At 73.0% G+C, this 26,935-nt stretch carries 23 protein-coding genes; 12 read left to right on the forward strand and 11 right to left on the reverse strand.

Annotated features, from left to right (window positions below):
- Positions 1–63: 63 nt before the first annotated feature.
- The 3 genes from ACH4S9_RS40930 to ACH4S9_RS40940 all read right to left on the reverse strand — a co-directional run bounded on the left by ACH4S9_RS40930 (position 64) and on the right by ACH4S9_RS40940 (position 4,973).
- Positions 64–1,647 (reverse strand): sulfite exporter TauE/SafE family protein, encoded by a 1,584-nt coding sequence (locus ACH4S9_RS40930; protein ID WP_398376763.1) that lies wholly within the window; start codon positions 1,645–1,647, stop codon positions 64–66.
- A 58-nt stretch (positions 1,648–1,705) separates the two neighbouring features.
- Complete coding sequence (locus ACH4S9_RS40935; protein WP_311725176.1) at positions 1,706–3,082, reverse strand: tetratricopeptide repeat protein; 1,377 nt, start codon at positions 3,080–3,082, stop codon at positions 1,706–1,708.
- Between the two features lie 352 nt (positions 3,083–3,434).
- Entirely contained in the window at positions 3,435–4,973 is a 1,539-nt protein-coding gene (locus ACH4S9_RS40940; protein ID WP_398376765.1) for a DUF4331 domain-containing protein, read from the reverse strand.
- 174 nt (positions 4,974–5,147) lie between these two features.
- On the opposite strand from ACH4S9_RS40940, the gene ACH4S9_RS40945 reads away from it, so the two are divergent.
- From ACH4S9_RS40945 to ACH4S9_RS40955, 3 genes are all read left to right on the forward strand, one after another.
- Complete coding sequence (locus tag ACH4S9_RS40945; protein ID WP_311725335.1) at positions 5,148–5,762, forward strand: sigma-70 family RNA polymerase sigma factor; 615 nt, start codon at positions 5,148–5,150, stop codon at positions 5,760–5,762.
- Complete coding sequence (locus ACH4S9_RS40950) at positions 5,759–6,655, forward strand: anti-sigma factor domain-containing protein (RefSeq protein ID WP_398376768.1); 897 nt, start codon at positions 5,759–5,761, stop codon at positions 6,653–6,655. The genes ACH4S9_RS40945 and ACH4S9_RS40950 overlap by 4 nt, the downstream gene beginning before the upstream one ends.
- 127 nt (positions 6,656–6,782) lie before the next feature.
- The gene (locus ACH4S9_RS40955; RefSeq protein ID WP_043487934.1) at positions 6,783–7,046 is read left to right on the forward strand and encodes a hypothetical protein; all 264 of its coding nucleotides are present in this window, start codon (positions 6,783–6,785) and stop codon (positions 7,044–7,046) included.
- A 280-nt stretch (positions 7,047–7,326) separates the two neighbouring features.
- Here ACH4S9_RS40955 and ACH4S9_RS40960 read toward each other — a convergent pair whose 3' ends face one another.
- From ACH4S9_RS40960 to hmgA, 3 genes are read right to left on the reverse strand one after another with little or no spacing between them, the layout of a single operon-like run.
- Positions 7,327–8,610: a type ISP restriction/modification enzyme gene (locus ACH4S9_RS40960; protein WP_398376770.1), complete on the reverse strand. Its 1,284-nt coding sequence runs from the start codon at positions 8,608–8,610 to the stop codon at positions 7,327–7,329.
- Positions 8,611–8,665: 55 nt separating this feature from the next.
- On the reverse strand, positions 8,666–9,415 hold the full coding sequence (locus ACH4S9_RS40965) for a GntR family transcriptional regulator (protein WP_358846367.1): 750 nt from the start codon (positions 9,413–9,415) through the stop codon (positions 8,666–8,668).
- Complete coding sequence (gene hmgA / locus ACH4S9_RS40970) at positions 9,412–10,746, reverse strand: homogentisate 1,2-dioxygenase (RefSeq protein ID WP_385349231.1); 1,335 nt, start codon at positions 10,744–10,746, stop codon at positions 9,412–9,414. The genes ACH4S9_RS40965 and hmgA overlap by 4 nt, the downstream gene beginning before the upstream one ends.
- A 77-nt stretch (positions 10,747–10,823) precedes the next feature.
- On the opposite strand from hmgA, the gene ACH4S9_RS40975 reads away from it, so the two are divergent.
- From ACH4S9_RS40975 to ACH4S9_RS40995, 5 genes are all read left to right on the forward strand, one after another.
- Positions 10,824–11,471, forward strand: a complete 648-nt coding sequence (locus ACH4S9_RS40975; RefSeq protein ID WP_311725181.1) for a TetR/AcrR family transcriptional regulator — start codon at positions 10,824–10,826, stop codon at positions 11,469–11,471.
- A 130-nt stretch (positions 11,472–11,601) separates the two neighbouring features.
- Positions 11,602–13,836 carry a molybdopterin oxidoreductase family protein gene (locus ACH4S9_RS40980; protein ID WP_398376772.1) on the forward strand — a complete coding sequence of 745 codons (2,235 nt, stop codon included), beginning with the start codon at positions 11,602–11,604 and terminating at the stop codon, positions 13,834–13,836.
- Between the two features lie 142 nt (positions 13,837–13,978).
- The gene (locus tag ACH4S9_RS40985; protein WP_398376773.1) at positions 13,979–15,397 is read left to right on the forward strand and encodes a CitMHS family transporter; all 1,419 of its coding nucleotides are present in this window, start codon (positions 13,979–13,981) and stop codon (positions 15,395–15,397) included.
- Positions 15,398–15,400: 3 nt separating this feature from the next.
- Positions 15,401–16,687: an MFS transporter gene (locus ACH4S9_RS40990; RefSeq protein WP_398376775.1), complete on the forward strand. Its 1,287-nt coding sequence runs from the start codon at positions 15,401–15,403 to the stop codon at positions 16,685–16,687.
- A 48-nt stretch (positions 16,688–16,735) separates the two neighbouring features.
- Positions 16,736–17,362, forward strand: coding sequence for a TetR/AcrR family transcriptional regulator (locus tag ACH4S9_RS40995; protein WP_311725185.1), 627 nt, complete (start codon positions 16,736–16,738; stop codon positions 17,360–17,362).
- A gap of 146 nt (positions 17,363–17,508) precedes the next feature.
- Here ACH4S9_RS40995 and ACH4S9_RS41000 read toward each other — a convergent pair whose 3' ends face one another.
- Positions 17,509–18,399 (reverse strand): alpha/beta hydrolase, encoded by an 891-nt coding sequence (locus tag ACH4S9_RS41000; protein WP_398376777.1) that lies wholly within the window; start codon positions 18,397–18,399, stop codon positions 17,509–17,511.
- Between the two features lie 238 nt (positions 18,400–18,637).
- On the opposite strand from ACH4S9_RS41000, the gene ACH4S9_RS41005 reads away from it, so the two are divergent.
- Positions 18,638–19,501 (forward strand): helix-turn-helix domain-containing protein, encoded by an 864-nt coding sequence (locus ACH4S9_RS41005; protein ID WP_361185033.1) that lies wholly within the window; start codon positions 18,638–18,640, stop codon positions 19,499–19,501.
- Between the two features lie 123 nt (positions 19,502–19,624).
- Here ACH4S9_RS41005 and ACH4S9_RS41010 read toward each other — a convergent pair whose 3' ends face one another.
- Positions 19,625–20,458 (reverse strand): class I SAM-dependent methyltransferase, encoded by an 834-nt coding sequence (locus tag ACH4S9_RS41010; protein ID WP_398376778.1) that lies wholly within the window; start codon positions 20,456–20,458, stop codon positions 19,625–19,627.
- Positions 20,459–20,511: 53 nt separating this feature from the next.
- Between ACH4S9_RS41010 and ACH4S9_RS41015 the strand changes: the two genes are divergently transcribed.
- Positions 20,512–20,928 carry a MerR family transcriptional regulator gene (locus ACH4S9_RS41015; protein WP_398376779.1) on the forward strand — a complete coding sequence of 139 codons (417 nt, stop codon included), beginning with the start codon at positions 20,512–20,514 and terminating at the stop codon, positions 20,926–20,928.
- On the opposite strand, the gene ACH4S9_RS41020 is transcribed toward ACH4S9_RS41015, so the two are convergent.
- Positions 20,919–21,383, reverse strand: coding sequence for a MaoC family dehydratase (locus ACH4S9_RS41020; protein ID WP_385349208.1), 465 nt, complete (start codon positions 21,381–21,383; stop codon positions 20,919–20,921). The genes ACH4S9_RS41015 and ACH4S9_RS41020 overlap by 10 nt on opposite strands.
- 150 nt (positions 21,384–21,533) lie before the next feature.
- Positions 21,534–22,193, reverse strand: a complete 660-nt coding sequence (locus ACH4S9_RS41025) for a hypothetical protein (RefSeq protein WP_311725193.1) — start codon at positions 22,191–22,193, stop codon at positions 21,534–21,536.
- Positions 22,194–22,404: 211 nt separating this feature from the next.
- On the opposite strand from ACH4S9_RS41025, the gene ACH4S9_RS41030 reads away from it, so the two are divergent.
- Together ACH4S9_RS41030 and ACH4S9_RS41035 are read left to right on the forward strand one after the other, a co-directional pair.
- Positions 22,405–25,221, forward strand: a complete 2,817-nt coding sequence (locus ACH4S9_RS41030; protein ID WP_398376781.1) for a penicillin acylase family protein — start codon at positions 22,405–22,407, stop codon at positions 25,219–25,221.
- 400 nt (positions 25,222–25,621) lie between these two features.
- Entirely contained in the window at positions 25,622–26,680 is a 1,059-nt protein-coding gene (locus tag ACH4S9_RS41035) for a LysR family transcriptional regulator (protein WP_398376782.1), read from the forward strand.
- Here ACH4S9_RS41035 and ACH4S9_RS41040 read toward each other — a convergent pair.
- Positions 26,677–26,919 (reverse strand): hypothetical protein, encoded by a 243-nt coding sequence (locus tag ACH4S9_RS41040; protein ID WP_398376784.1) that lies wholly within the window; start codon positions 26,917–26,919, stop codon positions 26,677–26,679. The genes ACH4S9_RS41035 and ACH4S9_RS41040 overlap by 4 nt on opposite strands.
- Between the last annotated feature and the right edge of the window lie 16 nt (positions 26,920–26,935).

Consider the following 26,935-nt stretch of genomic DNA (forward strand, 5'->3'; position numbering starts at 1 on the left):
GCGACAGCGGGAGGCCCCGGACGGTTGTCGTCCGTGGCCTCCCGCGGCGTCAGCCCAGGTGCGTCAGCCGAGGGTGGACGCCGCCCCTCTGAGCACCAGCCCGCAGCCGAGTGCCAGCACCACGGCCGCGGTGCCGACCGGCGAGGCGCGGTGCACCAGCCGCAGCACGCGCCGGCCGCGGCCCCCGGCGCCGGTCCGGGCCGCAAGCCGCGCCGTGGCCCGCTGCCCCAGGCGCACCACCGCGATCCCGGCCAGCGTGAGCGTGAGCGCCAGCCCGGCCCCATACGCCAGCACCAGCAGAAACCCGAACCACGCCTGCCCCAGCGCGGCCGCGCCCACGAGCACGACCACGGCGGACGGGCTCGGCACGAGCCCGCCCGCGAAGCCGAGGAGGATGGTGCCGCGCAGGGTGGGGCGGCCCGAGGGCAGGGGGTGGGAGTGGGTGAAGCCGCCGTGCGAGTGGACGTGCTCGTGCTCGTGCTTGTGGTCGTGATCGTGCTCATGGCCGTGGTCATGCCCGTGCTCGTGCCCGTGGCCGTGAGGGTGGTGATGGTGTGCGGCGCCGCGCTGTCGCAGCGCCTTGCGCAGCAGCCCCGCCCCCGCCAGCGTCACGAGCACCCCGCTCGCGACGCCCAGCCACGCGATCACCGACGGGGCGGCCGCCGAGCCCGCCGTGACCAACAGCCCCAGGGCGAAGACCCCGAGCGTGTGGGTGATCGTCACCGACGCGCCCAGGGCCAGCACATCGCGCATCGCGCTGCGCCCGCCCGCCGCCGCGGCCGCCGCCATCAGCGTCTTGCCGTGGCCCGGGGCCAGCGCGTGCATCGCGCCGAGCAGCATGGCGATGCCGAAGGCGGACACGGCGAAGAAGGGCGTGATGTCGTGCCGCGCCACCAGCCCGGTCAGCGCCTGCGTCCAGCGGTCCACGCCGCGCGGCAGTATGGAGCCTCCGGGCGCCTCGGACTGCTCGTCCCGGTCGGATCGCGCGTCGGCGAGCGCGGGCCCGCCCGGCGTGGTGCGCAGCGCGGCGGTCCGCTCGTCGGGCGGCGAGGAGAGCTGGTCCTGCGGGTAGCTGGTCAGCCGCCGGGAGGCGGAGGACGTGGGGACGTCGGACGCCGCCAGCGTCATCCGGTCGCCCTGAGCGGTGATCTCCCGCCAGCCGGGCCCCGTGCCGATGTCCGCCGGGCGGTACGAGAGCGAGGCGCGCCCGTCGTGCGGCAGCGCGGCGGTCAGCCGGCACTCCACGCGCAGCGTCGGCAGACCGGCCTGCCCCGCCCGCGAGCGCGCCTTCGCGCCCTCGCTCCGTACGGACACCGCCTCCCCGCGCACCGTCAGCCGCGCGTCCCGCGCCGCGCCGGCGCAGCGGCGGTCGGCCCAGGCGTCCAGTTCGGGGCGCGAGAGCTCGTCGTCGCCGTCCTGGTCGATCCGCGGCTTCGCCTGCGCGGCCGGGATCTCGGCGAGGTCCTCCACATGGTCGACCCGCAGCTCGTCCGGCGTGACGACCAGCCCGTCGTAGCGGTTGACGGTGAAGTTCCCCAGCGGATGCGCGGCGGCGGCCCCGGCGGGCAGCACCACGATGGCGGCCGCCCCGAAGAGCACGGACGCGGCGGCGCCGATGCGGCGGACACGCCGGATCAGCCGGTTCATGGACGGATACCTCCTGCGGTACGAACGGTGCGGTACGGGAGCGGGGGCTGCCGGCCGGTCATCGCGCCTCGCCCAGCCCCTTCAGCGCCGCCTTCGCGGCGCGGGCGCCCGTGGGGGAGAAGGCCGGGTTGAGGTCGAGGGCCGCGGAGAGATGGCGGCGGGCGGACGCGGTGTCGCCGAGGGACTTCTCGATCACCCCCCGGTGGTAGAGGAACGAGGCGTTGCGATACCCGGGCGCGGCGGCGGACTTGGCATAGCGGAGCGCCTCGCGGTCACGGCCGGCCCGGTGCAGCGCCCAGGCCAGCGCGTCGGCGCTGTGCACGCTGTGGCGGCGGCCCCACTCCGCGCGGGCCGCCCGCAGCGCCTCGGCGCGGTCGCCGTGGTCCGCGGCGATCAGCGCGCTGTCGAGGTCCGTCGCCACACCGTTGGCCCGCGCCAGGTCGATCCAGGTGGCGGCCACGGCGTACTGCTCCCGGGCCCGCTCGCGGTCGCCGCGCGCCTCGTACACCTCGCCGAGGGCGGCCAGCTCGGCGGGCAGCGGGTAGCGCCGTACGACCTCTTCCAGGTCGCGGACGGCCGCGTCGAGGTCGCCGACCGCGGCGAAGGTGCGGCCGCGGCCCTCCAGGGCGGGGAGATGGCCGGGCTCGGCGCGCAGCGCGTCGGCGAAGTGGCCGCGCGCCCGGGGGTACTGGCCCTGGCTCCAGGCCAGCTGCCCCAGCGCCGTGGCCACATACGCCACGTCCCCGGGCGCGGTCGCCGACTTGCGGGCGCGCAGCAGCACGCTGCGGGCGCCGGCCGGATCGCCGCGCAGCTCAAGGACATAGGCGAGGCGGGTGAAGGCGGGGATGCCGGGGCGCAGCGAGTCGGCGCGCCTGGCGGCGGCGTACGCGTCGTCGTACCGGCCGAGTTCGACGAGCGCGTCCACCCGGACGGCCAGTGCCCGCTCGCTGTAGGCGTTGACCTTCAGCGCCCGGTCGGCGTCGCGCAGCGCGTCCGGGAAGTCGTGGCGCGCGGCGGCGAGCGCGGCGCGCCCGGCGAGGGCCAGGTCGTTGTCGCGCGGCTGGGCCGTCAGGGAGCGCGCGAGGGCCTTCTGCGCCTGGGGGTAGCGGGTGGGGTCCCCGGTGGTGCGGGCCTGCTCGACGTAGGCCGCGCCGAGCGTGGCCCAGCCGGCCGCGTCCTTGGGCCGGGCCCGCAGCTGGGCCTGGAGCGCGCTGATGCTCTTGCCCAGGTCCTTGGAGCCGACCCGGTCGAGCGCCGCCCGGCCGGCGGGCTGCACGGCGTCGGTCCGTACGCCGGAGGGGCGTTCGTCGGACCCGCCGACGGCGAACGCGGCGGCCGTGATCCCCGTCGCGAGGGCGACGACGACGGCGGCGGTGCGGACTAAGCGGCCCCGGGGAAGTAGGGGTGGGTTCCCACGTCGTCTGGTGCGGTGCATCGCAAGGCGGAGGATCGCCCTCGTACTGGGCGTACTCGGGCGACTCCGACAACGCGGCGAGGTGCCGTGCCAGGCGGCGCGGGGGCCCGCCTCTGCTTCCTCGGGGTCGCTTAGGTGCCGGACAGGCATTGCGGGCTGCCTTTCGGGTGCACGAGGGACGCGGCTTCAGGGGCTTGCGAGGGGCTTGCAGGGGCTTGCGGGAGTGATTCAGGGGCTTTCGGGGGTGTTCGGGGGTTCGGGCTCTGGTGTCACAGAGGTGTACGTACGGAAGCGGCCTGGTGCTCGGCCTTCCGGGCCCCGGCCGGGGCGCGTTCCACGAGGGAAGCGCGCCCCGGCCGGTGCGCACGCCGGATCAGTGCCTGCGGGTGTGCACCCGCACCAGCCGCCGGCGGCGCCGGCGCCAGGTCAGGCCGACGGCCAGCAGCAGCACCGCCGCGCCGCCCGCGGCGGCGGAGGTGGCCAGCAGCGTGTTGTTGTCCTCGGTGGTGGTGGTGACGATGCCGGAGCCGCCGTTCAGCAGGGTCCGGCCGTCCGTCGCGGCCGCCGCGCTCTTGGTGGCGGTCTTGACGTCCGAGCCGGAGTTGGGCAGCGCGACGTAGGGGAAGTAGCTCTCGAACTTCTGGTCGTTCGCGTCGACCGCGTCGCCCAGGTCGTTCTTCTGGTCGAGCAGCTCGCCCTCCACGACCTGGAGCGCGATGTCCAACACGTCGTCGGTGAGCCGGCGGCCGTTGGGGAACCCGGCCTGGTCGCCGTCCAGGACGCCGAGGCGCTTGGGCTCGTGGGTCGGCTTGATGGAGGTGTTGAGCCGCAGCATCTCGGAGGCCTTGCCCCCGTCGACCTGGTTGAGCTCGGGCACGCCGGTGAGGAAGACCTGCTCGAGGTCCTTGCGCGGGGTGTCAGGCGCCTTGATCTTGAAGATCCCCTCGATCAGCTTGGGCAGCTCCGGGTCGTCCACGTTGTCCAGGAACTGCGCGTCGTCCTTGGGATTCGACGCGTTGAACTTGTCCTTGTCCTTACGGGGGTTGACAACCTCGTTGACCAACGGCATGCCGAGCCGCGAGACCTGGGCGTAGTCGCCGTAGGCGTCCGCGCGCTGGGTGGTGGACCAGATCCCGATCACCGGCTGCTCATGGGACTCGCGCAGCTGGTCGGTGGGCACCTGGAGGGCCAGGGACTGGACGTTGTAGCCCTTGAGGGTGTCGTTGCCGACCTCCGACAGGTCGCCGCCGTAGAGCAGGTCGAACACCCGCAGATCGGCGAAGAACGGGTCGTCGGCCTGGCCGGCGAAGGCCGTGACGCCGCCGTACACCTTGCGTATCGCCTCGTCGCGCAGGGTCTTGTAGTCCGGCATGGACGCCTTGCCCACGTTCGAGGGGGCCACGACCAGATCGTCCGCCACCTTGGTGCGCTCGACGGCCTTGCCGTGCCGCAGCTTGATGAGCTCGATGTCGTACGTCTGGAAGAAGTTCAGGTCCTTGTCGTCGAGGGACGTCACCGGACCGGTGTTGTAGAGGAACGTGTCCTCGTTGCGGACGTGGTCCTTGAAGGTCCAGCGGTAGATCAGGTCTTCCCGGGCGTCGCCGTCGCTGTCGATGCGCACGTCGTACTGGGCGTCCTCGGCGAACTTGTAGAAGTTCGGGCCGCCCGCCGGGTCCTGGAACGGGAGGAAGTTCGCGATCAGCGTCGTCGTGTCCGCCTTGTCGGGGCTCACGAACGCGTAGACGTCGGTGGTGTCGTACTCCGGCTGGCCCGAGATCAGCGGCGCCTCCCGGTGGCTGGAGGCCTCCGCGGCCTCGGGCCCGAGCGCGGCCACACCGGCCACCGCGAGCCCTCCCGCGGCCAGCGCTCCGCCCACGAGCGCGGCCACACTCCTCTTGGTGATTGAGGTCATCTGGGTCGGTCCTTCGTACGTGTGGTGGACAGGCTGATGTCGGCTATTCGGAGCGGTCGGCCGACCGGATTGGTGGGTCGGTGGATTTTTTTCGGCGGACGTCGCGAAGCAACCGAAGCAACCGAAGACGGGGCAGCGAGACCGATGGCAGGAAGCGGGGTTTGCCGCGTGAGTGTGGAGCAGACGGGAGAACGAGGGCCGATACGCGGGTGGGTGGGTGGACAGGAGCGCGCGGGGGAGCGCGGGCGCGGCCCGGACGACCTGCTGCCGCTGGTCGCCGGCGGCGACCACCGTGCGTTCGAGGATCTGTACGGCATGGTGTCGGGGCCCGTGTACGGGCTGGTGCGGCGCGTGCTGCGGGACCCGGCCCAGTCCGAGGAGGTCACGCAGGAGGCGCTGCTTGAGGTCTGGCGCACCGCCGCGCGCTTCGACCCGCGCCGCGGCTCGGCGCTCGCCTGGATCCTCACCCTCGCCCACCGCCGCGCCGTGGACCGCGTGCGCTCGGCCCGCTCGGCGGCCGACCGCGAGGCGCGCGTCGGCGGGCAGTCGGAGGGCCCGGCCTTCGACCAGGTGGCGGAGGCGGTCGAGGGGCGTCTTGAGCGGGAGTGGGTGCGCGGCTGTCTGGCCCGGCTCACCGAGCTTCAGCGGCAGTCGGTCACCCTCGCGTACTACGAGGGGTACTCCTATCGGGAGGTGGCGCATCGGCTGGCCGTACCGTTGGGAACGGTCAAGACGCGGATGCGGGACGGGCTGACGCGGCTGCGCGAGTGCTTGGGAGCGGCGGTATGACCAACAATCGGCCGACCAGCCGGCCGACCGACCGGACCCCGGCGTACCGGGGCGGCAGGGGGCGCAAGGCGCATGCGCCGGCGGGCGCGTACGCCCTCGACGCCCTGGACCCGAAGGAGCGCCTGCGGTACGAGCGGCATCTGGCCCGCTGCCCGGGGTGCGCCCAGGAAGTGCGCGACCTGGCGCAGGGCGCGGTGCGGCTGGCGCGGGCGGTGGCCGCCCCGGCGCCGCCCGAGATGCGGCAGCGGGTGCTGGCGGCCGCCTACGCCACCCCCCAGGAGGCGCCCTCCGCGGCGGACGGCGGATACGGATACGCGGGCCAGCAGGCCCGCGCCGCCCACGCGGGCCGCTCCGGGCCCGGCGGGCGGCGGGCGCGCGGCAGGGGCCTGTCCCCCTCCTTCCGGCGCCCCGTGCTCGGTCTGCGGATCGCCGCGGCCGCCGGCGCGCTGTCCCTGGCCGCGGCGGTCGTGCTCGGGGTCGAACTGGTGCGCACCCGCGACGCGCTCGACCGGGAGCGGGGCGCGACGCGCGCCGTCGAGCAGGTGCTGTCGGCGCCGGACGCCAGGGGCGTCAGCGCGCGCGACGCCCAGGGCCGCGGCATCAACGCCGTAACCTCGCGCCGCCTCGGCGCGGCTGTGGTCACCGTCTCCGGGTTGGCGGCGCCGCCCGACGGGCGGGCGTACCAGCTGTGGATGATCGACGCCGGCCCCTCGGGCGCCTCGGGCACGCCCCGCTCGGCCGGGCTCCTGGACGGCAATGGGGAAGGGACATCGCTGGTCACGGGCGGCTTCGGGGCGCACACCGAGCGTCTCGCGGTCACCTTGGAACCGGACGGGGGGTCAACCCGGCCCAGCACGAATCCGGTCGTGCAACTCGCCCTGCGTGATCCATGATTCGCGATGGACGCGTCAACACCCTTGACGCGGAGGTAAATCAGCGACCGGGGGTGCGTGGGTGACGGCTCGCCAAGGTAGGGTTACTCTGCCCGGGGCGGGTGCCCTCGTACGGGTGGGGAGTGACATGGAGCAGATAACAGTACGCAGCAGGCCGCGAGTGCCTGCCATCAACTGCGGGAGCGGGTCGACCAGCGCCCGCCTCGACCGACATCTCGCGGTGCTGGGCGGCCCTGCCGTGCCGCAGCGAGAGGCCGAGGGCGCCACGGTGCTGATGCAGGAGCTGACCGCGCGGGACCACGCGCGCACCGAGCGGAACAGGGGCGCCAGGGTGTCGCTGTTCGCGCCGCTGCGCCGACTGCGCCGTTCGCTGTTCGGCAGCCGCCACTGAGGCGTCCGGCGCACCCGGCCCGCCCGGCCCGTTCCGGCGGGCCAGGTCGCCCCGGGCAGCCCGGCAGGCATGGCAGATCCGGTGGGCCCGCCCCCAGGGCCCGCCGCCCGTGACGCCCGCATCGCCGTCCGCGTTCCGGGCACGGCGGAACCGGCCCCGCTCCAGCCGGTGACCCCGTGCCCGCGCGCGGCATGGCCGCTGCCTCCGGGCGCGCGTACGCACTCGTCCTCGCCCCGGAGGCACGTGCGCGTAGCGCCGGAGCAGCCGGGCACCGTCCGGCTCACATCAGGGCGAACTGCCCGCCCGGGCCCTCCTCGTGATGGTCCAGCACGGACGCCGGGCGCCGGGCCGCGCCCGGCACCGGCAGCACGCCCGCCTCGCCCAGCTCCGCCGGGCCGAGGCGCGGCCCGGCGGCCAGCCGGTCGGCCAGCGCCCGCCGCGCCGGGCGATCCTCGGCGAGCAGCGCCAGCACGGTGATCAGCTCCAGCAGCTCCGATGTCCACTCGCGCGGCCAGGCCGCCGGAACGACGGCCTCCAGCGTGCCGGGCTCGCCCCGGGCCGTACGGCGCTCGAACCAGGTCTCCAGTACCCGCGCCCCGCCCGCGTGGAACTCCCACGCGCTGCGCGGCACCGGTGAGATCCGCCCCGCGCCGAGGTGCAGGGTCGCGTCCTCCGGGTCGTACGCGAGGGTCTCGGGCAGCCCGCGCTCGGGGAGCGCGGCGCGTACGTAGGGGCGCTGGCCGCCCGGCATGCGCGGGCGTTCGCCGCTGTGCGCCCCGCGGGTATGCAGCCACAGCGCCCGGCGGCCCAGCTCCACCCCCGCCTCCCAGATCCCGGGGTCGGCGGTCAGCGGCACCGCGCAGCCCTCCGGGCGATGGCCGGCCACCGCGGCGACCCAGGCCAGGAAGTCCTCGGCCGTGACGGGACGCGCCAGCTCGGCCGCGAGCCGGTCGAGCAGCCCCGGCGCGAGATTGGGCTCCTGGCCGCCGGGGCGGCGGTAGAGCGGCCGGATCCGCCCGGGGCGGCCCGCGGGGGAGTAGCCGTCCGGCAGCAGCGCGGAGAACGTCAGCGTCGGCCCCGGGTCAGGACCGGCCCCCTCGACGGCGTGGATCTGCCGGTCGTCGGTCACCCGCCACAGCTCCGGCCGGGCGGCGTCGATCAGCCGGTGGTCGGGGATCAGCCACTGCTGGTCGTACGGCCCGTGAGCGACCCGTACGGGCTCGGGGCACGGCCCGCTCTCGCCCGCCAGCGGGACGGTGGAGGTCCGCTGACCGGGCAGCTGGGGCATGGCGACGTGCAGCGTACGGGCACGGCTCGGCCGGAACAGCGCCGCCCGACCGGCCGCGTCACCGGCGGCGACCAGCCGCTCCCAGCGCGCCTTGAGCGTCTTGGGGTCCGGCCCCATCACCCACGCCCGGCCCAGCCGCAGCGGCGCCACGGACCAGGGCATGAGGTCCGCCAGCAGCGGTGCGTCGGCCCATACGGCCCGGTCGGCCCCTGTGGCCCGTGTCGCCGTCACGCCGCAGCCCTTCCCCCGGCACGTTCTCCCACTCCCACCCCGCATCGTATCCACGGGCCGCCCGGCGCGCGGCGCGCGGGAACCGCTCAGCCGACGGCGGTCACCGCGCCTCGACCGTGACCGTGAACGAGAAGCGGTCCCCCCGGTAGTGGATGCGGGCCACGTCCACCGCCCGCCCCGCGTCGTCGTAGGTCACCCCCGTGTAGTGCAGGATCGGGCTGAGCAGCGGCACCCGGAGCAGCCGGGACGTCTCCGGGTCGGCCAGGCGGGCCTCGACCGTGTCCGTGATGCGGCTGATCCGGACCCCTACCGCGTCCCGCAGCACCTTCGTCATCGGCCAGCGCGCGAGGTCGGCCACGTCGATGCGCTCGGCGATGTCGGGGCGGACGAAATTCTCGGCCCAGTTGGTCGGCTCGCCGCCCGCCGCGTCGCTCCGCAGCCGCCGGTAGGCCGTGGTCTCGCGCAGGCCCGGGAAGTGCTCGGCCAGCTCCGCCGGTACGGGGGCGGGCCCGTGGCCGAGTACGGTCGTCCGCTCGCCGGACTGCTGGGCCACGATCGCGTCCACCGAGCCCAGCAGCCGCACCGGCGCGCCGCGCCGGGCGCTCGGCTCGATGAAGGTGCCGCGCCGCCGGTGGCGGCTGATGAGCCCCTCCGACTCCAGCTCCTTGAGCGCCTGCCGCATCGTCAGGACGCTGACGCCGTAGTGCTCGGCCAGACGGTCCTCGGTGGGCAGCCGCAGCGGCTCGTGGGGGCCGCGGCCGAGTATCGAGGCCCGCAGCGACTGCGAGACCTGGTACCACAGCGGCAGCTTGCGGTTCAGGGTGAGGGAGTCGGGGGCGAAGGTGGTCACTGGAAGTGCCGCTCCAGGCCCCGCCAGACGTCGTCGTACCCCTGCTGGAGGTGGTCCGCCTCGCGCGCCTGCCGGGTGGCCGTCACGGGCCAGCGGGTCTCGAACATGAAGGCCAGCCCGTCGTCGACCTTGCGGGGCGTCAGCTCGGCGGTGCTCGCCCGCTCGAAGGTCTCCCGGTCGGGGCCGTGCGCGGACATCATGTTGTGCAGCGAGCCGCCCCCGGGCACGAAGCCGCCCTTCCCGGCGGTCTTGGCGTCGTACGCGCCCTCGATCAGGCCCATGTACTCGCTCATCACATTGCGGTGGAAGTACGGCGGCCGGAAGGTGTCCTCGCCGACCAGCCAGCGCGGCGCGAAGACGACGAAGTCGACGTTCGCCAGGCCGGGGGTGTCGGAGGGCGAGGTGAGGACCGTGAAGATCGACGGGTCCGGGTGGTCGTAGCTGATGCTGCCGAGCACATTGAAGCGGCGCAGGTCGTACACGTACGGGACGTGGTTGCCGTGCCAGGCGACGACGTCCAGCGGGGAGTGGTCGTAGGTCGCGGACCAGAGGTTGCCGCAGAACTTGTTGACCACCTCCACCGGGCCCTCGACATCGTCGTACGCGGCCACCGGGGCCAGGAAGTCCCGCGCGCCCGCCAGCCCGTTGGCGCCGATCGGGCCGAGGTCGGGAAGGGTGAAGGGGCGGCCGTGGTTCTCGCAGACGTAGCCGCGCACTTCGGGGTCGAGCGGCTCGACGCGGAAGCGCACGCCGCGCGGCACCAGCGCCATCTGCCCCGGCTCGGCGCGCAGCCGCCCGAACTCGGTGCACAGCAGCAGCCCGCCCCGCTCGGGCACGATCAGCAGTTCGCCGTCGGCGTCGCTGAACACCCGGTCGGTCATGGGCGCGTTCGCGGCGTAGAGGTGGATGGCCATGCCGGAGCGGCGCGAGGCGTCGCCGTTGCCGCCGAGGGTCCACAGGCCGGCGAGGAAGTCGGTGCCGGGAGCGGGGGCGGGCAGCGGTTCCCAGCGCAGCCGGTTGGGGTCGGGGGCGCACTCCGTGAACGGCGCGCCGCGCAGCCCGCCGTTGTCGGCGCGGACGAAGGGCGGGTGCGCGGCGGAGGGCCGGATGCGGTACAGCCAGGAGCGCCGGTTGTGGGCGCGCGGTTCGGTGAAGGCGGTGCCGCTCAGCTGCTCCGCGTACAGCCCCAGCGGAGCGCGCTGGGGGGAGTTGCGGCCGACGGGCAGCGCGCCCGCGACGGCCTCGCTGCTGTGTTCATTGCCGAACCCGGGGGAGTACACCAGCCCCGCGGCCGTCTTGCGCGCTCGCTCGATGTCCGTTCCGCCGCTCATCGTCCGGCTCCCGCCACTTGGTCACTGGGCGTGCGATTCCTATGGAGGACCATAGGAATCGAAAGCGGGGCGCGTCAATGATCGGGCAGGATGGTGGCGTGCCCATACCGCCACCGCCCCTCCGCCGCGCCCCCGTCCAGCGCCGCAGCGCCGAGCGCCTCGGCCGGATCCTCGACGCCTGCGCCGAACTCCTCGACGAGACCGGCTACGACGACCTCAGTACCCGTGCGGTCGCCGAGCGCGCCGGCGTCCCCATCGGCTCGGTGTACCGCTTCTTCTCCAACAAGCGCGCGATGGCCGAGGCCCTGGCCCACCGCAATCTCGACGAGTACGCCGCGCGGGTGACCGAGCGGCTGGCGGAGTCCGGGACGGGCGGCGGCTGGCGGGAGGCCATGGACGTGGTGGTCGACGAGTATCTGGCGATGAAGCGCGGGGCGCCGGGCTTCGCGCTGGTCGAGTTCGGCATGCCGGTGCCCGTGACCGCTCGGCCCGACCAGCCCAACCACCTGGTCGCGGACCGGCTGCGCGAGCTGCTCGGCGAGCGGCTGGGCCTGGAGGAGTCCGGCGAGGCGGGGGAGCGGGTGCGGGTGGCCTTTCTGCTCGCCGTCGAGACCGCGGACGCGCTGCTGCGGCTCGCCTTCCGCGTCCACCCGGACGGCGACCCGGTGGTCGTGGCCGAGACGAAGGAGCTGCTGCGCGCGTATCTGGCGGGCGTGCTGGACTGACCGCCCGCGGCGGGCCTGTCCATGCGGTTCCGCTCCGCCGCGTGGCCCGACCCTCCCTCACCTGCGTACCAATCGGTAGGGTGAGAAGTCGTCGCGTCACCGTTGCCGCCGCCGTCCCCAGGAGGGACCGATGAGCCGTACCGCTCTGCGCATCTGCCCGCTGTGCGAGGCCACCTGCGGGCTGACCCTGACCATCGACGAGGGGCGGGTCACCGGGGCGCGCGGGGACCGCGACGACGTCTTCAGCCGGGGCTTCATCTGCCCCAAGGGCGCGTCGTTCGGCCAGCTGGACGCGGACCCCGACCGGCTGCGGCGGCCCCTGGTGCGGCGCGGCGGGCGGCTGGAGCCGGCGAGCTGGGACGAGGCGTTCGCCGCCGTGGACGCCGGGCTGCGGCCGCTGCTGGAGCGGTACGGGCCGCAGGCGGCGGCCGTGTTCCTCGGCAACCCGAACGTGCACACCATGGCGGGCGGGCTGTATCCGCCGCTGCTGCTCGGCGCGCTCGGCACCCGGAACATCTTCACCGCCAGCACCCTCGACCAGATGCCCAAGCATGTCTCCAGCGGCCTGCTCTACGGCGACGCGCACGCGATCCCGGTGCCCGACCTGGACCGCACCGACCATCTGCTGATGATCGGCGCCAACCCGCTGGACTCCGGCGGCAGCCTGTGCACCGCCCCCGACTTCCCCGGGCGGCTCAAGGCCCTGCGGCGGCGCGGCGGCCGGCTCACGGTGGTCGACCCGCGCCGCACCCGCACGGCCGAGGCCGCCGACCGGCATCTGGCCATCCGGCCCGGCACGGACGCGCTGCTGCTGTTCGCCGTGGTCGGGGTGCTGTTCGAGGAGGGCCTGGTGGCCCCGGAGCCGGCCGGCGGGCATCTGACGGGCGTGGACGAGGTGCGGCGGCTGGCGGCGGACTTCACGCCCGAGGCGGTGGCCGCGGTCTGCGAGGTGCCCGCCGAGGAGATCCGTACGCTCGCCCGCGAGCTCGCCGCCGCGCCACGGGCCGCCGTCTACGGGCGGATCGGCTCCACCACCGTCGAGTTCGGCACGCTCACCAGCTGGCTGGTCGATGTGGTGAACGCCCTCACCGGCAACCTCGACCGGCCCGGCGGGGTCATGTTCCCGCTCTCCGCCACCGCCGGGGCGCCGCGCCCGCCGCGCCCCGGCAAGGGGTTCGCGCTCGGCCGCTGGCGCAGCAGGGTCGGCGGACACCCCGAGGCGAAGGGCGAACTGCCCGCGGCGGCGCTGGCCGAGGAGATCGAGACCCCGGGCGAGGGGCAGGTCAGGGCGCTGATCGTGATCGCGGGCAACCCTGTGCTGTCCGCGCCGGACGGCGACCGGCTGGACCGGGCGCTGGCCGGGCTCGACTTCATGGTGAGCGTGGACCCGTATCTGAACGAGACCTCGCGCCACGCGCATGTGGTCCTGCCGCCGCCCCCGCCCAGCCAGAGCCCCCACTTCGACTTCGCCTTCAACACCCTCGCGGTGCGCAACCAGGTCCGCTACACCCGCCCCGCGCTCCCGCTGGACGCGGACCGGATGAGCGAGGCCGAGATCCTGGCGCGGCTGACGCTGTGCGCGGGCGGGCACGCGGGCGCCGACCCGGCGGCCGTGGACGCCATGGCGATCGACGCGGCCCTCGGCAAGGCCGTGGCCGACCCCGCCTCGCCGGTGCACGGCCGTGATCGGGGAGAGCTCGCCGCCCATCTCACCGGCGTCAGCGGCGCCGAGCGGCGGCTGGACATGATGCTGCGCCTCGGCCCGTACGGGGACGGCTTCGGCGCCGACCCCGAGGGGCTGACCCTGGCCAGGGTCCTGGCCCACCCGCACGGCATCGACCTGGGGCCGCTGCGGCCGCGCCTGCCCGGCCTGCTCAAGACCCGCAGCGGCACCGTCGAGCTGTGCCCGGAGCCGATGGCCGCCGAAGTGGCGCGGCTGCGGCGGGCGCTGGGCGGGCGCGCGGACGGGCTGCTGCTGGTCGGCCGCCGCCATCTGCGCTCCAACAACAGCTGGATGCACAACATCCCGGCGCTGGTCGGCGGCAGCAACCGCTGCACCCTCCACCTCCACCCCGAGGACGCGGCCCGGCTGGGCGTGGCCGACGGCGGCCTGGTGCGGGTCAAGGGCGACGGCGGGGAGCTGGAGGTGCCGGTGGAGGTGACGGACGCGGTACGGACCGGGGTGGTCAGCCTGCCGCACGGCTGGGGGCACGACCGGCCCGGCACCCGGATGTCGGTCGCGGCGGCGCACCCGGGGGTCAACGTCAACCGGCTCATCGACGGATCCCGGCTCGATCCGCTCTCCGGCACCGCGGTGCTCAACGGCTGCCCGGTGCAGCTCACGGTGGTCACCCCCGCGGGCTGAAACCGCGCTCATACGGCTGACCTGGGGTTTTGCGCTTATTGCTCGCACGTCAAGACCTTGTTAACAGAAAGTTGCGCCACCTAACGTCACCTCGACCCGCCAGTTCTGGGGGAGTTCAAGGGCGAACGTGAGGTAGCCAAATATGCTGACAATCCTCGGATTCGTCATGATTGCCACCTTCTTGGTGTTGATCATGATGAAGAAGATGACTCCGATGGGTGCGCTGGTGCTCATCCCGGCGCTCTTCTGCGTCATCGTGGGGAAGGGGGCGCACCTGGGGGACTACGTCCTCAAGGGCGTCGGTGACCTCGCGCCCACCGCGGCGATGCTGATGTTCGCCATCATCTACTTCGGGGTGATGATCGACGTCGGCCTCTTCGACCCGATCGTCCGGGTCATCCTGCGGTTCTGCAAAGCGGACCCGATGCGGGTGGTCGTCGGCACCGCGGTGCTCGCCGCGATCGTCTCCCTCGACGGCGACGGCTCCACCACCTTCATGATCACCGTGTCGGCCATGGTGCCGCTGTACCGGCGGCTGAAGATGAGCCTGGTCGTCATGACCGGTGTCGCGGCCATGGCCAACGGCGTGATGAACACGCTCCCCTGGGGCGGCCCCACCGCCCGCGCCGCCGCCGCGCTCAAGCTCGACGCCAGCGACATCTTCGTCCCGATGATCCCGGCCCTCGCGGCCGGCCTGGTCTTCGTCTTCGCCCTCGCCTACGGCCTCGGTCTGCGCGAGCGCAAGCGCCTGGGCACGCTGACCCTCGAGGACGTCACCGCCGACCCCGAGACGGTGCTGGTCGGCGCGGGCGGCTCCACCGGCTCCGGCACGGGCGCCAAGGGCCGTAAGGGCAAGCAGGCCATCGGCGGCGCGGGCGGCGGCACCGACGCCGAGGCGCCCGAGGACGACTCCGACGAGCACCAGGGGCTCGACCCCAACCGGCCCACCCTGCGCCCCAAGCTGTACTGGTTCAACGCGGCCCTCACCATCGGGCTGCTCACCATGATGATCCGCGAGGACCTGCCGATCCCGGTCCTCTTCCTGCTCGGCGCCGCCATCGCGCTCACCGTCAACTTCCCGCGCGTCGCGGACCAGAAGGCCCGTATCGCCGCCCACTCCGAGAACGTCGTCAACGTCTCCGGCATGGTCTTCGCCGCCGCCGTCTTCACCGGCGTGCTCACCGGCACCGGCATGGTCGAGCACATGGCGCGCTGGCTGGTCGACGGGATCCCGAACGGAATGGGCCCGCACATGGGCCTGGTCACCGGCATCCTGTCCATCCCGCTCACCTACTTCATGTCCAACGACGGCTTCTACTTCGGCATCGTGCCGATCCTCGCCGAGGCCGGCGCCGCACACGGGGTCGACCCGGTCGAGATCGCCCGCGCCTCCCTGGTCGGGCAGGCCCTGCACATGTCCAGCCCGCTGGTCCCGGCCGTCTACGTCCTGGTCGGCATGGCGAAGGTCGAGTTCGGCGACCACACCCGCTTCGTGGTGAAGTGGGCGGCGCTCACCTCGCTGGTGGTGCTCGGGGCGGGCCTGCTCTTCGGCATCATCTGACCCGTGGATTCTCCGAAGCCCGGTAGGGGCTGGCTGCTGCGCCTGGTCATCGCCTTCTCGTTCGCGCAGGGGGCGGTGAGCATGGCGCGGCCCGCCGTCTCCTACCGGGCTCTCGCGCTGGGCGCCGACGCCCGGGCGGTCGGCGTGATCGCGGGCGTCTACGCCCTGCTGCCGCTGTTCGCCGCCGTACCACTGGGGCGGCGCACCGACCACGGGCGCTGCGCCCCGCTGCTGCCGATCGGCGTGGTGCTGATCGTGACCGGCTGCGCGCTCAGCGGCCGGGCCGGTTCGCTGCTGGAGATGGCCGTGTGGAGCGGGGTGATGGGCCTGGGCCATCTGTCCTTCGTGATCGGCGCCCAGTCCCTGGTGGCCCGCCAGAGCGCCCCGGAGGATCAGGACCGCAACTTCGGCCACTTCACCATCGGCGCCTCCCTCGGCCAGCTCATCGGCCCCATCGCCGCCGGTCAGGTGGTCTCCGAGCACGGCGACGCCCTGGCCCGGACCAGCGCGGCCGCGCTCTTCGTATCCGCCGTCGTCGCGGCCTTCGCGGTCACCTCCCTGTGGCGCATCGAGCACCGCACACCGGCGGCGGACCGTACGCGGGCCGGGGCATCGGACCGGTCCGAGGGCGGCGGGGCGCGCTCCGGCCGGGTCCCCGTGGTCGGCATCCTGCGCACCCGGGGCGTGGCCTCCGGCATCTTCATCAGCCTCGCCGTGCTCTCCGCCACCGACATCCTCACCGCCTACCTCCCCGTCGTCGGCGAACAGCGGTCCATCGCGCCCGCGGTCATCGGCCTGCTGCTGAGCGTGCGCGCCGCGGCCACCATCGCCTGCCGGCTCGTCATGACCCCGATGATCCGGCTGATGGGCCGCACCGTCCTGATGGCCGTCAGCTGCCTGGGGGCCGGGCTGCTGTGCGCGGCGCTCGCCCTGCCGGTGCCCGCCTGGGGGCTGGGGATTCTGCTGGCCGCGCTCGGCTTCTGCCTCGGGGTGGGCCAGCCGCTGTCCATGACCACCGTCGTCCAGGCGGCCCCGGACGGCGCCCGCTCCACCGCTCTGGCGCTGCGGCTGACCGGCAACCGCCTCGGCCAGGTCGCCGCGCCCGCCTCCGCGGGCGTGCTGGCCGGGATCGCGGGGACGGCCGCGCCGTTCGTGATGCTCGGAGTGCTGCTGCTCGCCTCCGCGGGCGTAGCGATACGGCCCGCCCGGCGCGGCGCCCCGCCCGCGCCGCCGGCCCGGCCCGAGGCGCCCGGGCGCCGTACGGAGCCCTCGGCCGAGCGAAAGGCCTGAGGAAGACAGGGCCTAAGCGCTTGCTCACCGGCATGTAGGGTGTCCGCCATGGACGCGGAGGCGAAAAACACCGAGGGCGCCCCCGAGGCGTGGCGCGACATCACTCCGGACGCGGCCCGGCGGCTGATGACCGCCGCGGTGCACGCCTTCGCCGAGCGCGGCTACCACGCCACCACCACCCGCGACATCGCGGGCCGCGCCGGCATGAGCCCCGCCGCGCTCTACATCCACTACAAGACCAAGGAAGAGCTGCTCTACCAGATCAGCAAGGTCGGCCACCGGCTCGCGCTCGACATCCTCGAAGCGGCCAGGGACGGCGCCGGCACCCCCGCCGAGCGGCTCGCCGAGGCCGTGCGCGCCTTCGTCCGCTGGCACGCCGAGCACCACACCACCGCCCGCGTGGTCCAGTACGAGCTCGACGCGCTCGCCGAGGACCACTATGCCGAGATCACCGCGCTGCGGCGGGCCTCGGACGGCGCGGTGCGGGCGATCGTCGAGGACGGGGTGAAGGCGGGCGACTTCGACGTCGCCGACGTCCGCGGCACCACGGTCGCCGTCCTGTCGCTGTGCATCGACGTCGCGCGCTGGTTCAACGCCCGCGGCCGCAGCACCCCCGACGAGGTCGGCGAGCTCTACGCCGGGCTGGCGCTGCGCATGGTGGGCGCGGCGGGTTAGTTGGTCAAGGCACCTGCCCCGACGGCTCGGGCCTGTCGGCAGGCTGCGTCGTGGATCTTCGCGGGACGGACTGTGCCCCCTGCCGGGGCGGGGGCACGTCGGGCGGCGCCTGAGCGGTGCCGGGTGGTGGGGTTGAGCTCAGGCGCTCACAGGTTCTTGCTGAAGAAGTCGGTGAGCTTGGCGACTGCGGGGGTGACCGCCTCGTCCTTGTCATAGAGGTCCACATGGGTCGCGCCCTCGATCAGGAAGAGCTCGGCGGTCTCGCCGGCCTTGGCAACGGCACCCTGGCTGAAGGGAAGCGTCGCGGCCTCGGTACCGGCGATCATCAGCAGTGGACGCGGGGCGATCTTGTCGACATCGGCGTAGGCGTCGAACTGGTCGAGCTGGTCGACACTGCGCAGCACGTACTTGTTGGTCGCGCGCGGGTGGTGGGCCCGCGGCGTTTTGTAGTAGTCGTAGAACTCCCGAACAAGCGCCGGAGTCGAGTCGTCGACCGACTCGGGCACCACGTCGACCAGGGCGGCCGGCTTGCCCTCCGCCTCCTCGGCGCGCAGCTTCCCGGACTGCTCAACCATCTTCTGGAAGCCTTCCGGGTCGCCGCTGCGCAGGAAGGCAGCCACGTCCGCGGCGCTGACGGTGGCCACGGCCTTCATCCGGTGGTCGGTCTGCGCAGCGTAGGGGACATAGCCGCCCGAGCCACAGATGCCGACCACGCCGATCCGCTCGGGGTCGACAGCGTCGCGGGTCGCCAGGTACGACACAGCGGCCCGGAAGTCGTCGGCGCGCTGGAAGGGGTCCTCCAGGCCGTGCGGGGTGCCTTCGCTCTCGCCCTGGTAGGCGGCGTCGAAGGCCAGCGTGACGAAGCCCTCGTCGGCCAGCTTCTGGGCGTACAGGGCGGAGGTCTGCTCCTTCACGCCCGTGGTCGGGTGCCCGACCACGACGGCGGGGCGGCGCTCGCCTTCGGCGGTGCCATCCGGCGTGTAGAGGTGTCCGGCGAGCTTCAGACTGTTGGCGAGGAAGGCGACGTCCGTCTTCATTTCCTTTTGCTCTTCTTTCATGAGGGAGGCCTGAATCGTGGGGGTAATGTCACATGCCTGCCGCAGGAAGAGAATCCTGAATTCCAGGACGCCGAATCACGGGCTCTCCTGCGGTCACGTCATCCAGGTTCATACGCGTCACGCATCCGCACAATGGGATACTTCTGTCCCCGGACAGGGCTGTCCAGGGACAAAACTGGCCCACCCTCTCGGTTGCGGTCTCTGAGAGACTCGTGTCATGAACGCTGATGCGCACCCCAATGAGCTGGGAGAATTCCTCAAGGCCCGCCGGGCCGAGCTCAGCCCCCGCGCAGTCGGGCTGCCCGACGCCGGCGTCAAGCGGCGGGTCAAGGGCCTGCGCCGCGAGGAGGTGGCGCTACTCGCTTCCATCAGCACGGACTATTACATCCGTCTGGAGCAGGGGCGCAGGCAGGCGTCTGCCCCGGTGCTGGACGCCCTCGCCCGGGTCTTGCACCTTGACGACGAGGAGCGGGCGTACATGCTGGAGCTGGCCGGCAAGGCCGCCGCGCAGCCCCGCCGCCAGGCAGCACAGACAGTGCAGCCACAACTGCGGCGCCTGCTCGACGAACTCACCACCAGCCCCGCCCTCATTCTGGGCCGCCGCATGGATATTCTCGCCTGGAATCCGATGGCCGCCGCACTGCTCACCGACTTTTCCAAAATTCCGGAGAAGCACCGAAATTACGCATGGCTGCTCTTTTCCGATCCGGCAATGAAAAACCTCCACGCGCACTGGGAAGACATCGCGCGCGCCTGCGTGGCCATGCTCCGCAGGGAAGCCGGACGCAATCCGCAGGACCAGCGCATGGCACGTCTCGTGGGTGAGCTCTCCATGGCGGACGACGACTTCCGCCGCTGGTGGGGCGACCACCACGTCGCCAGCCGCACCAGGGGAAACAAGGTGCTGCGCCACCCGGTCGCAGGCGACCTCACCCTCGACTGGGATGCCCTGTCCTGCGCCGGCGACCCCGAGCAGCAGCTCGTCGTCTGGACCGCCGAACCCGGCACTCCATCCCACGACGCCCTGCGCCTCCTCGCCTCCTGGACCGCCACCACCGACCGCTCCGCGGCCGATCGGTAGGACTTGACCGGCCCCTCCGTGTGACTGATTCATGCCGAGATCGTTGGCGGAGGCACGAGGCGGGGCTGTCGCACGGCGGCCCTCGCACGGGGTGGGCCGGCAGGCACCTCAAGGCCCATGCCCTTACCCCGCGCGGCGCGCGGTGGTGAGCCAGAGCGCGGCCCCCAGCCGGACGCCGTCCGGGGACGCGTACGGCCCCAGCGCCTCGGTGAGTACCTGCCGGGCGCGCTCGCGGGCCGGGCGGTCGGCCGAGGCCAGCGCGGTGCGCAGGGCGCCCGTGCCGGTCATGAACTCCACCGCGTCCAGGGGCGTGTTTCCGACCCGCAGCGACACCTCCACCGCCTCCACCATGACCCCCGTGAAGCCCGCCCCGGCCAGCAGCGCACGCACGCGGCGGGGGTCGCTCAGCGAGAACGCCTGCCCCTCGCCCGAGGGCTCCGTGCCGCGCAGCGCCCGGGCCGGGACCCGCGCGAACTCGCTGTGCCGGGGGTGCTGCCAGCTCAGAAAGGCCAGCCGCGCGCCGGGGCGCAGGGCGGCGGCCAGATTGCCGAATGCCGCGGGCGGGTCGGCGAAGACATGCATCCCGAGCCGGCTGACCAGGGCGTCGTGGGAGGCGGGCGGGAAGGCGTACGTCTGTGCGTCGGCTCGCAGGAACCTCGCGTTCCGTACACCCTCCTCGGCGGCGAGGAGCGCGGCGCGCTCCAGCATTGGAGCGGACAGATCCACCCCCAGCGCCTCACCCCCGGCGGCCCGCGCCGCCGCCGCCCGCGTGGTGGCCCCGCAGCCGCAGCCGATGTCGAGCACCCGGTCCCCGGGCGCAAGCGAGGCGGCGTCGAGCAGCGGGGCCGTCAGAGGCTCCAGCATCGCGTCGTACCGGGGCTGCCACCGCGCCCAGTGGCGCCCCTCGTCACCGTTCCAGGTCTCGAACTGCTCATGATTGGCGATGTCCGTCGTCATACGATCACCGTGGGACTTGAACCCGGGATCAAGTCAACCGGAAGGGGCGGGCGATGGGGGAGTGGACGATCGGCGAGTTGGCGGCGGCGACCGGGGTGGCCGCCTCGAAGATCCGTTACTGGGAGCGCAAGGGCCTGCTGCCCGCGCCGGAACGCAGCGGCGGACAGCGGCGCTACGCCCCGCAGGACGCCGCGCGGATCGCCCGGCTGCGGCTGTGCCAGGAGGTGGGTTTCACGCTCGAGGAGATCGCGAGCATGGAGGAGCACCGCTCGTCCGGCCCCGATCTGTGGCGGGACCTGGTGCGGTCCAAGCTGGCCGACATTGACCGGCAGCGCGCCGAACTCGACCGCAGGAGTGCCCGGCTGAACGGCGCGCTGGACTGCCCGCACACCTTTCTGTCCGACTGCCCGCACTTCCGGGCGCACGTACAGGACTATCTGGCCGGGCAGGGCCCCACGGCTCAGACGTAGTAGCGGGCCACCGACTCCGCCACGCACACCGGCTTCTGCCCGCCCTCGCGCTCCACGGTCACCACCAGCGTCACCTGGAAGCCGCCGTCGGCCACCTCGGCCACCTCCGCCACCCGCCCGGTGGCGCGCAGCCGTGAGCCGACCGGGACGGGGGCGGGGAAGCGCACCTTGTTCACGCCGTAGTTGATGCCCATGCGCACGCCCTCGACCCCCAGCAGCCGCGGGGTGAACGCGGGCAGCAGGGACAGCGTCAGATAGCCGTGGGCGATCGTGGTGCCGAAGGGGCCCGTGGCCGCCTTCTCCGGGTCCACATGGATCCACTGGTGGTCGCCGGTCGCCTCGGCGAACAGGTCGATCCGCTTCTGGTCGATCTCCAGCCAGTCGCTGGGGCCGAGGTCTTCCCCGACCGCCGACCGCAGCTCTTCGGGCGAGGTGAAGATCCTTGGCTCTGCCATCTCACGGCCTCCTGGCGTCCGATCACTAAGCGACTGCTCAGCATGGACGGGCGGGCGCTGCCTGTCAACGAGCCACGGCCCTGGCGCCCGACGCGGCGGCGCGCCCGCCGATTCCCGGCGGGCGCGCCCCGATTCTCGGTCATGGCTCCCTCACACGGTCGCGTACCGCCTCCGCGGCCGCGCGGACGGGGTGGCGTGGGAGGCGGGACGGGCGGGGTGGCCGGGCCTGGTGTGGCGGGCGGCGGCGAGTGCCTCGGTCGTGAGCACCGGCACCGGTACGACGATGCCGCAGTTTCCGCACACCGGTCCCTCCCACGGGTGGCGGTCCAGGTCGTCGTGCCAGGCCAGCCGGTTCTGTGCGCAGACCGGGCAGGCCGAGGCGGGCCCCGACTCCATCGCGAGGATCAAGCGGGCGAGCACCTCCGCCAGCCGGTCCTCGGGGTGGGCCGACGGGCTCTCACAGGGCATGATGTCGCACCCGCGCCGGGTGCGCAGATGCCAGTCGTCCAGGGCGTTCGGCTGGCGGATCCCATGGAGCTTCTCCTGCCGGCGCCGGGCCGCGAACTGCGCCTCGTACCCGAGCCACAGGGTGCGCGCCTCCTCCAGCTCCTCCAGCGCCGTGATCAGCCGTGCCGGTTCGGGGTGACGGTCCTCCAGGGCGATCCCCGCCCGGGAGCACAGATGGTGCCATGTCGCCCGGTGCCCGTACGGTGCGAACCGTTCGAGGCATTTGCGCAGCGAGGTGCGGCGCGCGGTGATGTGCCTGCGTGGGTTGCGAACGTCTCGTGCGAGTGCTCTGAAACCGGCCATCTCTTTCCACCTCCGCGGGTGCGGACCCGACTCGTTGTCGAATGGACGTAACAGAGCGCGAACCGGATCCCTTCGATTCCGAGGAAACGGAAGGAAGTTGAAAAAAGGCGAAGGACCTCGGGCCGAAAGGAGAAGGTGACGGTTGCTCATCTTCCGAACAGGTCATACCGCCGGTAACCTCCCGTCCCAACGGCACCCGGGAGGAGCGTATATGCGACGACGAACCGGCAAGCTCACCTGTACCGCGATAGCCACGACGGCCGTGCTGGCACTGGGCGCCGCGCTCGCGGGGCCACTCCCGCAGCGCGCGCAGGCGGCGCCGGCCGCAGCGGCCGTCACCGACTACTGCCAGGGCCAGTGCTCGGACATCCTGCCGCCCGGCCAGAACGGCAACGCCACGCTCGCCGACATCCTCGCCAACCGCGCGTTCGGCACCCACCCCGAGCACAGCACCGACCAGCTCGGCCCCTACAACAAGCTGGTCGCCGGGTATCCGACGCTCACCGACGACAAGCTGACCGACTTCTTCAACGACTCGTCCTTCGGGGTCCCCGCCGACCAGGTGGCCAAGGTGGACAAGCCCCGCGACGACGTGACGATCACCCGCGACAAGAAGACCGGAGTGCCCCATATCCAGGGCACCACCCGCGAGGGCACCGAGTTCGGCGCCGGATACGCCGCCGCCCAGGACCGGCTCTGGCTGATGGACCTCTTCCGGCACGTCGGCCGCGGCGAGCTCACCTCCTTCGCCGGCGGCGCCGAGTCCAACCAGGGCCTGGAGCAGAGCTTCTTCGGCCAGGCCCCGTACAAGGAGGAGGACTACCAGGCCCAGATCGACTACATCCTCGCCAGCCAGGGCGAGCGCGGCAGACAGGCCCTGGCCGACGCCCAGGCGTATGTCGACGGCATCAACGCCTACCGCAAGCAGGCCAAGGACGGCCGCTACTTCCCGGGCGAGTACGTCCTCACCGGACACATCGACGCGATCACCAACGCGGGCGAGATCGAGCCCTTCAAGCTCACCGACCTGATCGCTCTCGCCTCCGTCGTCGGCGCGCTGTTCGGCAACGGCGGCGGAGGCGAGGTGGAGTCCGCGCTGTCGCTGCTCGCCGCCCAGCAGAAGTACGGCCTGGCCGAGGGCACCCAGGTGTGGGAGTCCTTCCGCGAGCGCGACGACCCCGAGGCCGCGCTGACCGTGCACGACGGCACCAGCTTCCCGTACGCGGGCAAGCCGGCGAACGCCAAGGGCACCGCCCTGCTCGACCCCGGGTCCGTCACCCCGGAACAGCTGGTCTACGACAAGACCGGCAGCGCCAGGACCGGCGCCACGGAGCGGGTGAAGGCCCCGAAGAAGCTGGAGGCGCTGCGCGGCATCTACGACGACGGCGTGCTGCCCCGCGATCTGTTCAGCCGCAAGCACGGCATGTCCAACGCGCTCCTGGTCTCCGGCAAGTACACCGCCAGTGGCAACCCGGTCGCCGTCTTCGGCCCGCAGACCGGCTACTTCGCGCCACAGCTGCTGATGCTCCAGGAGATCCAGGGCCCGGGCATCAGCGCCCGCGGCGCCTCCTTCGCGGGCGTGGGGATGTACGTCCAGCTGGGCCGCGGCCAGGACTACGCCTGGAGCGCGACCACCTCCGCCCAGGACGTCACCGACACCTTCGCCGTCGAGCTGTGCTCCCCCGACGGCTCCGCCCCGGCCAAGGACTCCACGTACTACCGCTACCGCGGCTCCTGCCTGCCGATGGAGAAGATCGAGCGCCGCAACGCCTGGAAGCCGACGGTCGCCGACTCCACCGCCGAGGGCTCGTACCGCATGCAGGTCTACCGCACCAAGTACGGCCTGGTCACCCATCGCGCCACGGTGGACGGCAAGCCCGTCGCCTACACCCTGCTGCGCGCCACCTACCGCCACGAGGCCGACTCGATCGTCGGCTTCCAGATGCTCAACGACCCCGGCTATGTGAAAGACGCCACGTCCTTCCAGAGCGCGGCGCAGCACATCAACTACACCTTCAACTGGTTCTACGCCGACTCCCGGCAGACCGCCTACTACAACAGCGGGCTCAACATGGTCCGGGCGGCGGACGTGGACCCCTCGCTTCCGGTCAAGGCCGAGGCGGCTTACGAGTGGCGGGACTTCGACCCGGCGGTCAACACCGCCGCGTACACTCCGCCCGCCCAGCACCCCCAGTCCATCGACCAGGACTACTACATCAGCTGGAACAACCGGCAGGCCAAGGGATACACGGCGGCCGGCTTCGGCAACGGCTCCGTGCACCGCGGAAACCTTCTCGACGACCGGGTGCGGGCGTTGGTGAAGAAGGGCGGGGTGACCCGTGCCGCGCTCACCCGCGCCATGGCCGAGGCGGCCGTCGCCGATCTGCGCGGTGAGGACGTGCTTCCCGAGTTGCTCAAGGTCCTGCGCAGCGCGCCCATCACCGACGCGCAGGCGGCCAAGGCCGTGCAGCAGCTGGAGTCCTGGCAGGCGGCGGGCGCCCAGCGCCGCGAGACATCCGCCGGCTCGCACACCTATGGGCACCCCGACGCCGTACGGATCATGGACGCGTGGTGGCCGCTTCTGGTGGAGGCCGAGTTCAAACCTCAGCTGGGCGGCGAACTCTACGATGCGCTGCGCGCCAATCTGACCGTCGACGAGGCGCCCTCGGCCGGTCACGGGCCCACCGGCTCGCACGCCGGATCCTCCTTCCAGTACGGCTGGTGGTCCTACGTCGACAAGGATCTGCGCGCCGTCCTCGGCGAGGACGTCAAGGGGCCGCTCGCCAAGAAGTACTGCGGCGCCGGTGACCTGTCCGCCTGCCGCGACGCCCTCCTGACCAGCCTGAAGCAGGCCGCGGCCAAGCCCGCCACGGAGGTCTACCCGGGTGACGCGAACTGCTCGGCGGGCGAGCAGTGGTGCGCCGACTCCATCATCCAGCGCCCGCTGGGCGGCGTCACCCACGACAAGGTGCACTGGCAGAACCGGCCGACCTACCAGCAGGTCGTGGAATTCCCGAATCACCGCTGACGGCAACGCGGCGCGGCGGCGCCCGCGGCGGATTTCTCCCCTACCCGCCCCTTCCCGAACGATGGGGGCTCCGCCCCCCTGGCCCCCCGAACGCCCTCCGGGCGCATGCGGGCACCTCCCAGCGGTAGCTGGAGAGGAGCTCGAGGACCGGGGTCTGGGGCGGAGTCCCAGTTGCGGGAAGGGGCGGGTAGGGGACGGCCCGCCGCAGGCGCCGCGGCCCCGCGCCCGGGCCGCGCGTCGCCGCCGAGGCGGGAAATCCGGGGCCGGGAATGCGGTCCGCCGAATTCCCGAATACAAATCCCGAGAAAATTGCCGCTGTTCTCCGGATCAGCTTGCCGGAGCCCGCTGGACTATGCTGCCAAGCCGGAATTCGTACGTAATCTCGAAACGGAAGGCCGGCATGCCCTTAAACCCCCGGTGGCAGTACCCCACGGCGCTGCTGGACACCACGATGGACCAGCTCCGCACGCTGCTCGCGGTCCACGAGGCGGGTACCGCGCTGGGCGCCGCCCGGCTGCTGGGGCGGGAGCAGTCCAGTGTCCAGAAACAACTCGACACCATGAATCGGAACTTCGGCGCGCTGTGCGGCGAGCCGCTTGTGCTCAAGCGCGGCCGGAGCCAGAACGTGCTTTTCACCGCCACGGGAGAGGCCCTGGCCGAACTCGCGCGCGGCACCCTGAAGGACTGGCTGGAGTCCGTGCACGGCTGCCGCCGCCGTCTGGGCAGCCGGCTGAACGTGGGCTCCACCCGCTACACCCTCGGCTTCCTCCTCAACGCCGTGGAACTGGTCACCGAGGACTTCGAGCGCCGCGGGGTCGAGCTCAAGGTCGAGCATGTGCGCACCCGCGACCTGCTGGACCGGCTCGCCTCCAAGGAGCTCGACCTGGTCTGCGGCTCCGTGCTGACCACCGGGGACGGGGACAGCCGGCTGGACGGCTTCGAGGTGATGGAGTGGCGGCGCAGCGGTCTGTCCCTGGTGACCAATCTCGCCGAGGACGAGCTGCCCGGCCCCGGGCTCTCGGTCCGCGACCTCCCCGGGCTGCCGCTCGCGGTCTCCGCCGACGGCCTGATCCCCGGCTTTCTGCGCGGCTGGTTCGGCGCCCGCTACCGCCAGGAGCTGAACATCGCGGCCGAGATCGACACCGTGCAGTACGGCCTGGAACTGCTCTCCTCGGGCGTGCTGCGCGGCTGTGTGCTGGTGACCCAGGGGATCGGCGAGGCGGTCGCCGACGGGCGGCTTCAGCGCGGCGCGGGGCTGCGGACGCTCCAGCTGGCCGACGACCTCGGGCCGGACCTGGCGGTGCTGGTCGGGGTGTTCGTACGCGGCGGGGAGCGCGCCGCGTGGGACGCGGCCCACCCGCTGAACGTCCTGTGGGACGCGCTGGCGGGCGAGAACGCCCACTGGCGGAGCGTCATGAGAAAGCCGCACGCCGAAGGCGCGGGCCCGGCCGGCGCTTAGGGGTGCCCGGCGGCTCCGCCGCGTGACAGGGGCTCCGCCCCTGGACCCCCGGGGTCTGGGCCCTGTTCCCGCACCAGGCCGTGGGCGGACAGGTGGTCCGCGAGCGCGGTGAACTCGGCGGCGTCGCGGCCCAGCCGCTTCATCTCGTACACCGTGAGGATCACCCGGCAGTGCGGCGCGTGGGTCCTGATCCCACGGGCGGCGGCCGGCGCGGCCTCGAACTGCGGACGGACACGCACCCGGGTGCGGTTTGAG

The sequence above is a fragment of the Streptomyces sp. NPDC021225 genome, assembly GCF_044332865.1.
Taxonomy (GTDB): Bacteria; Actinomycetota; Actinomycetes; order Streptomycetales; family Streptomycetaceae; genus Streptomyces.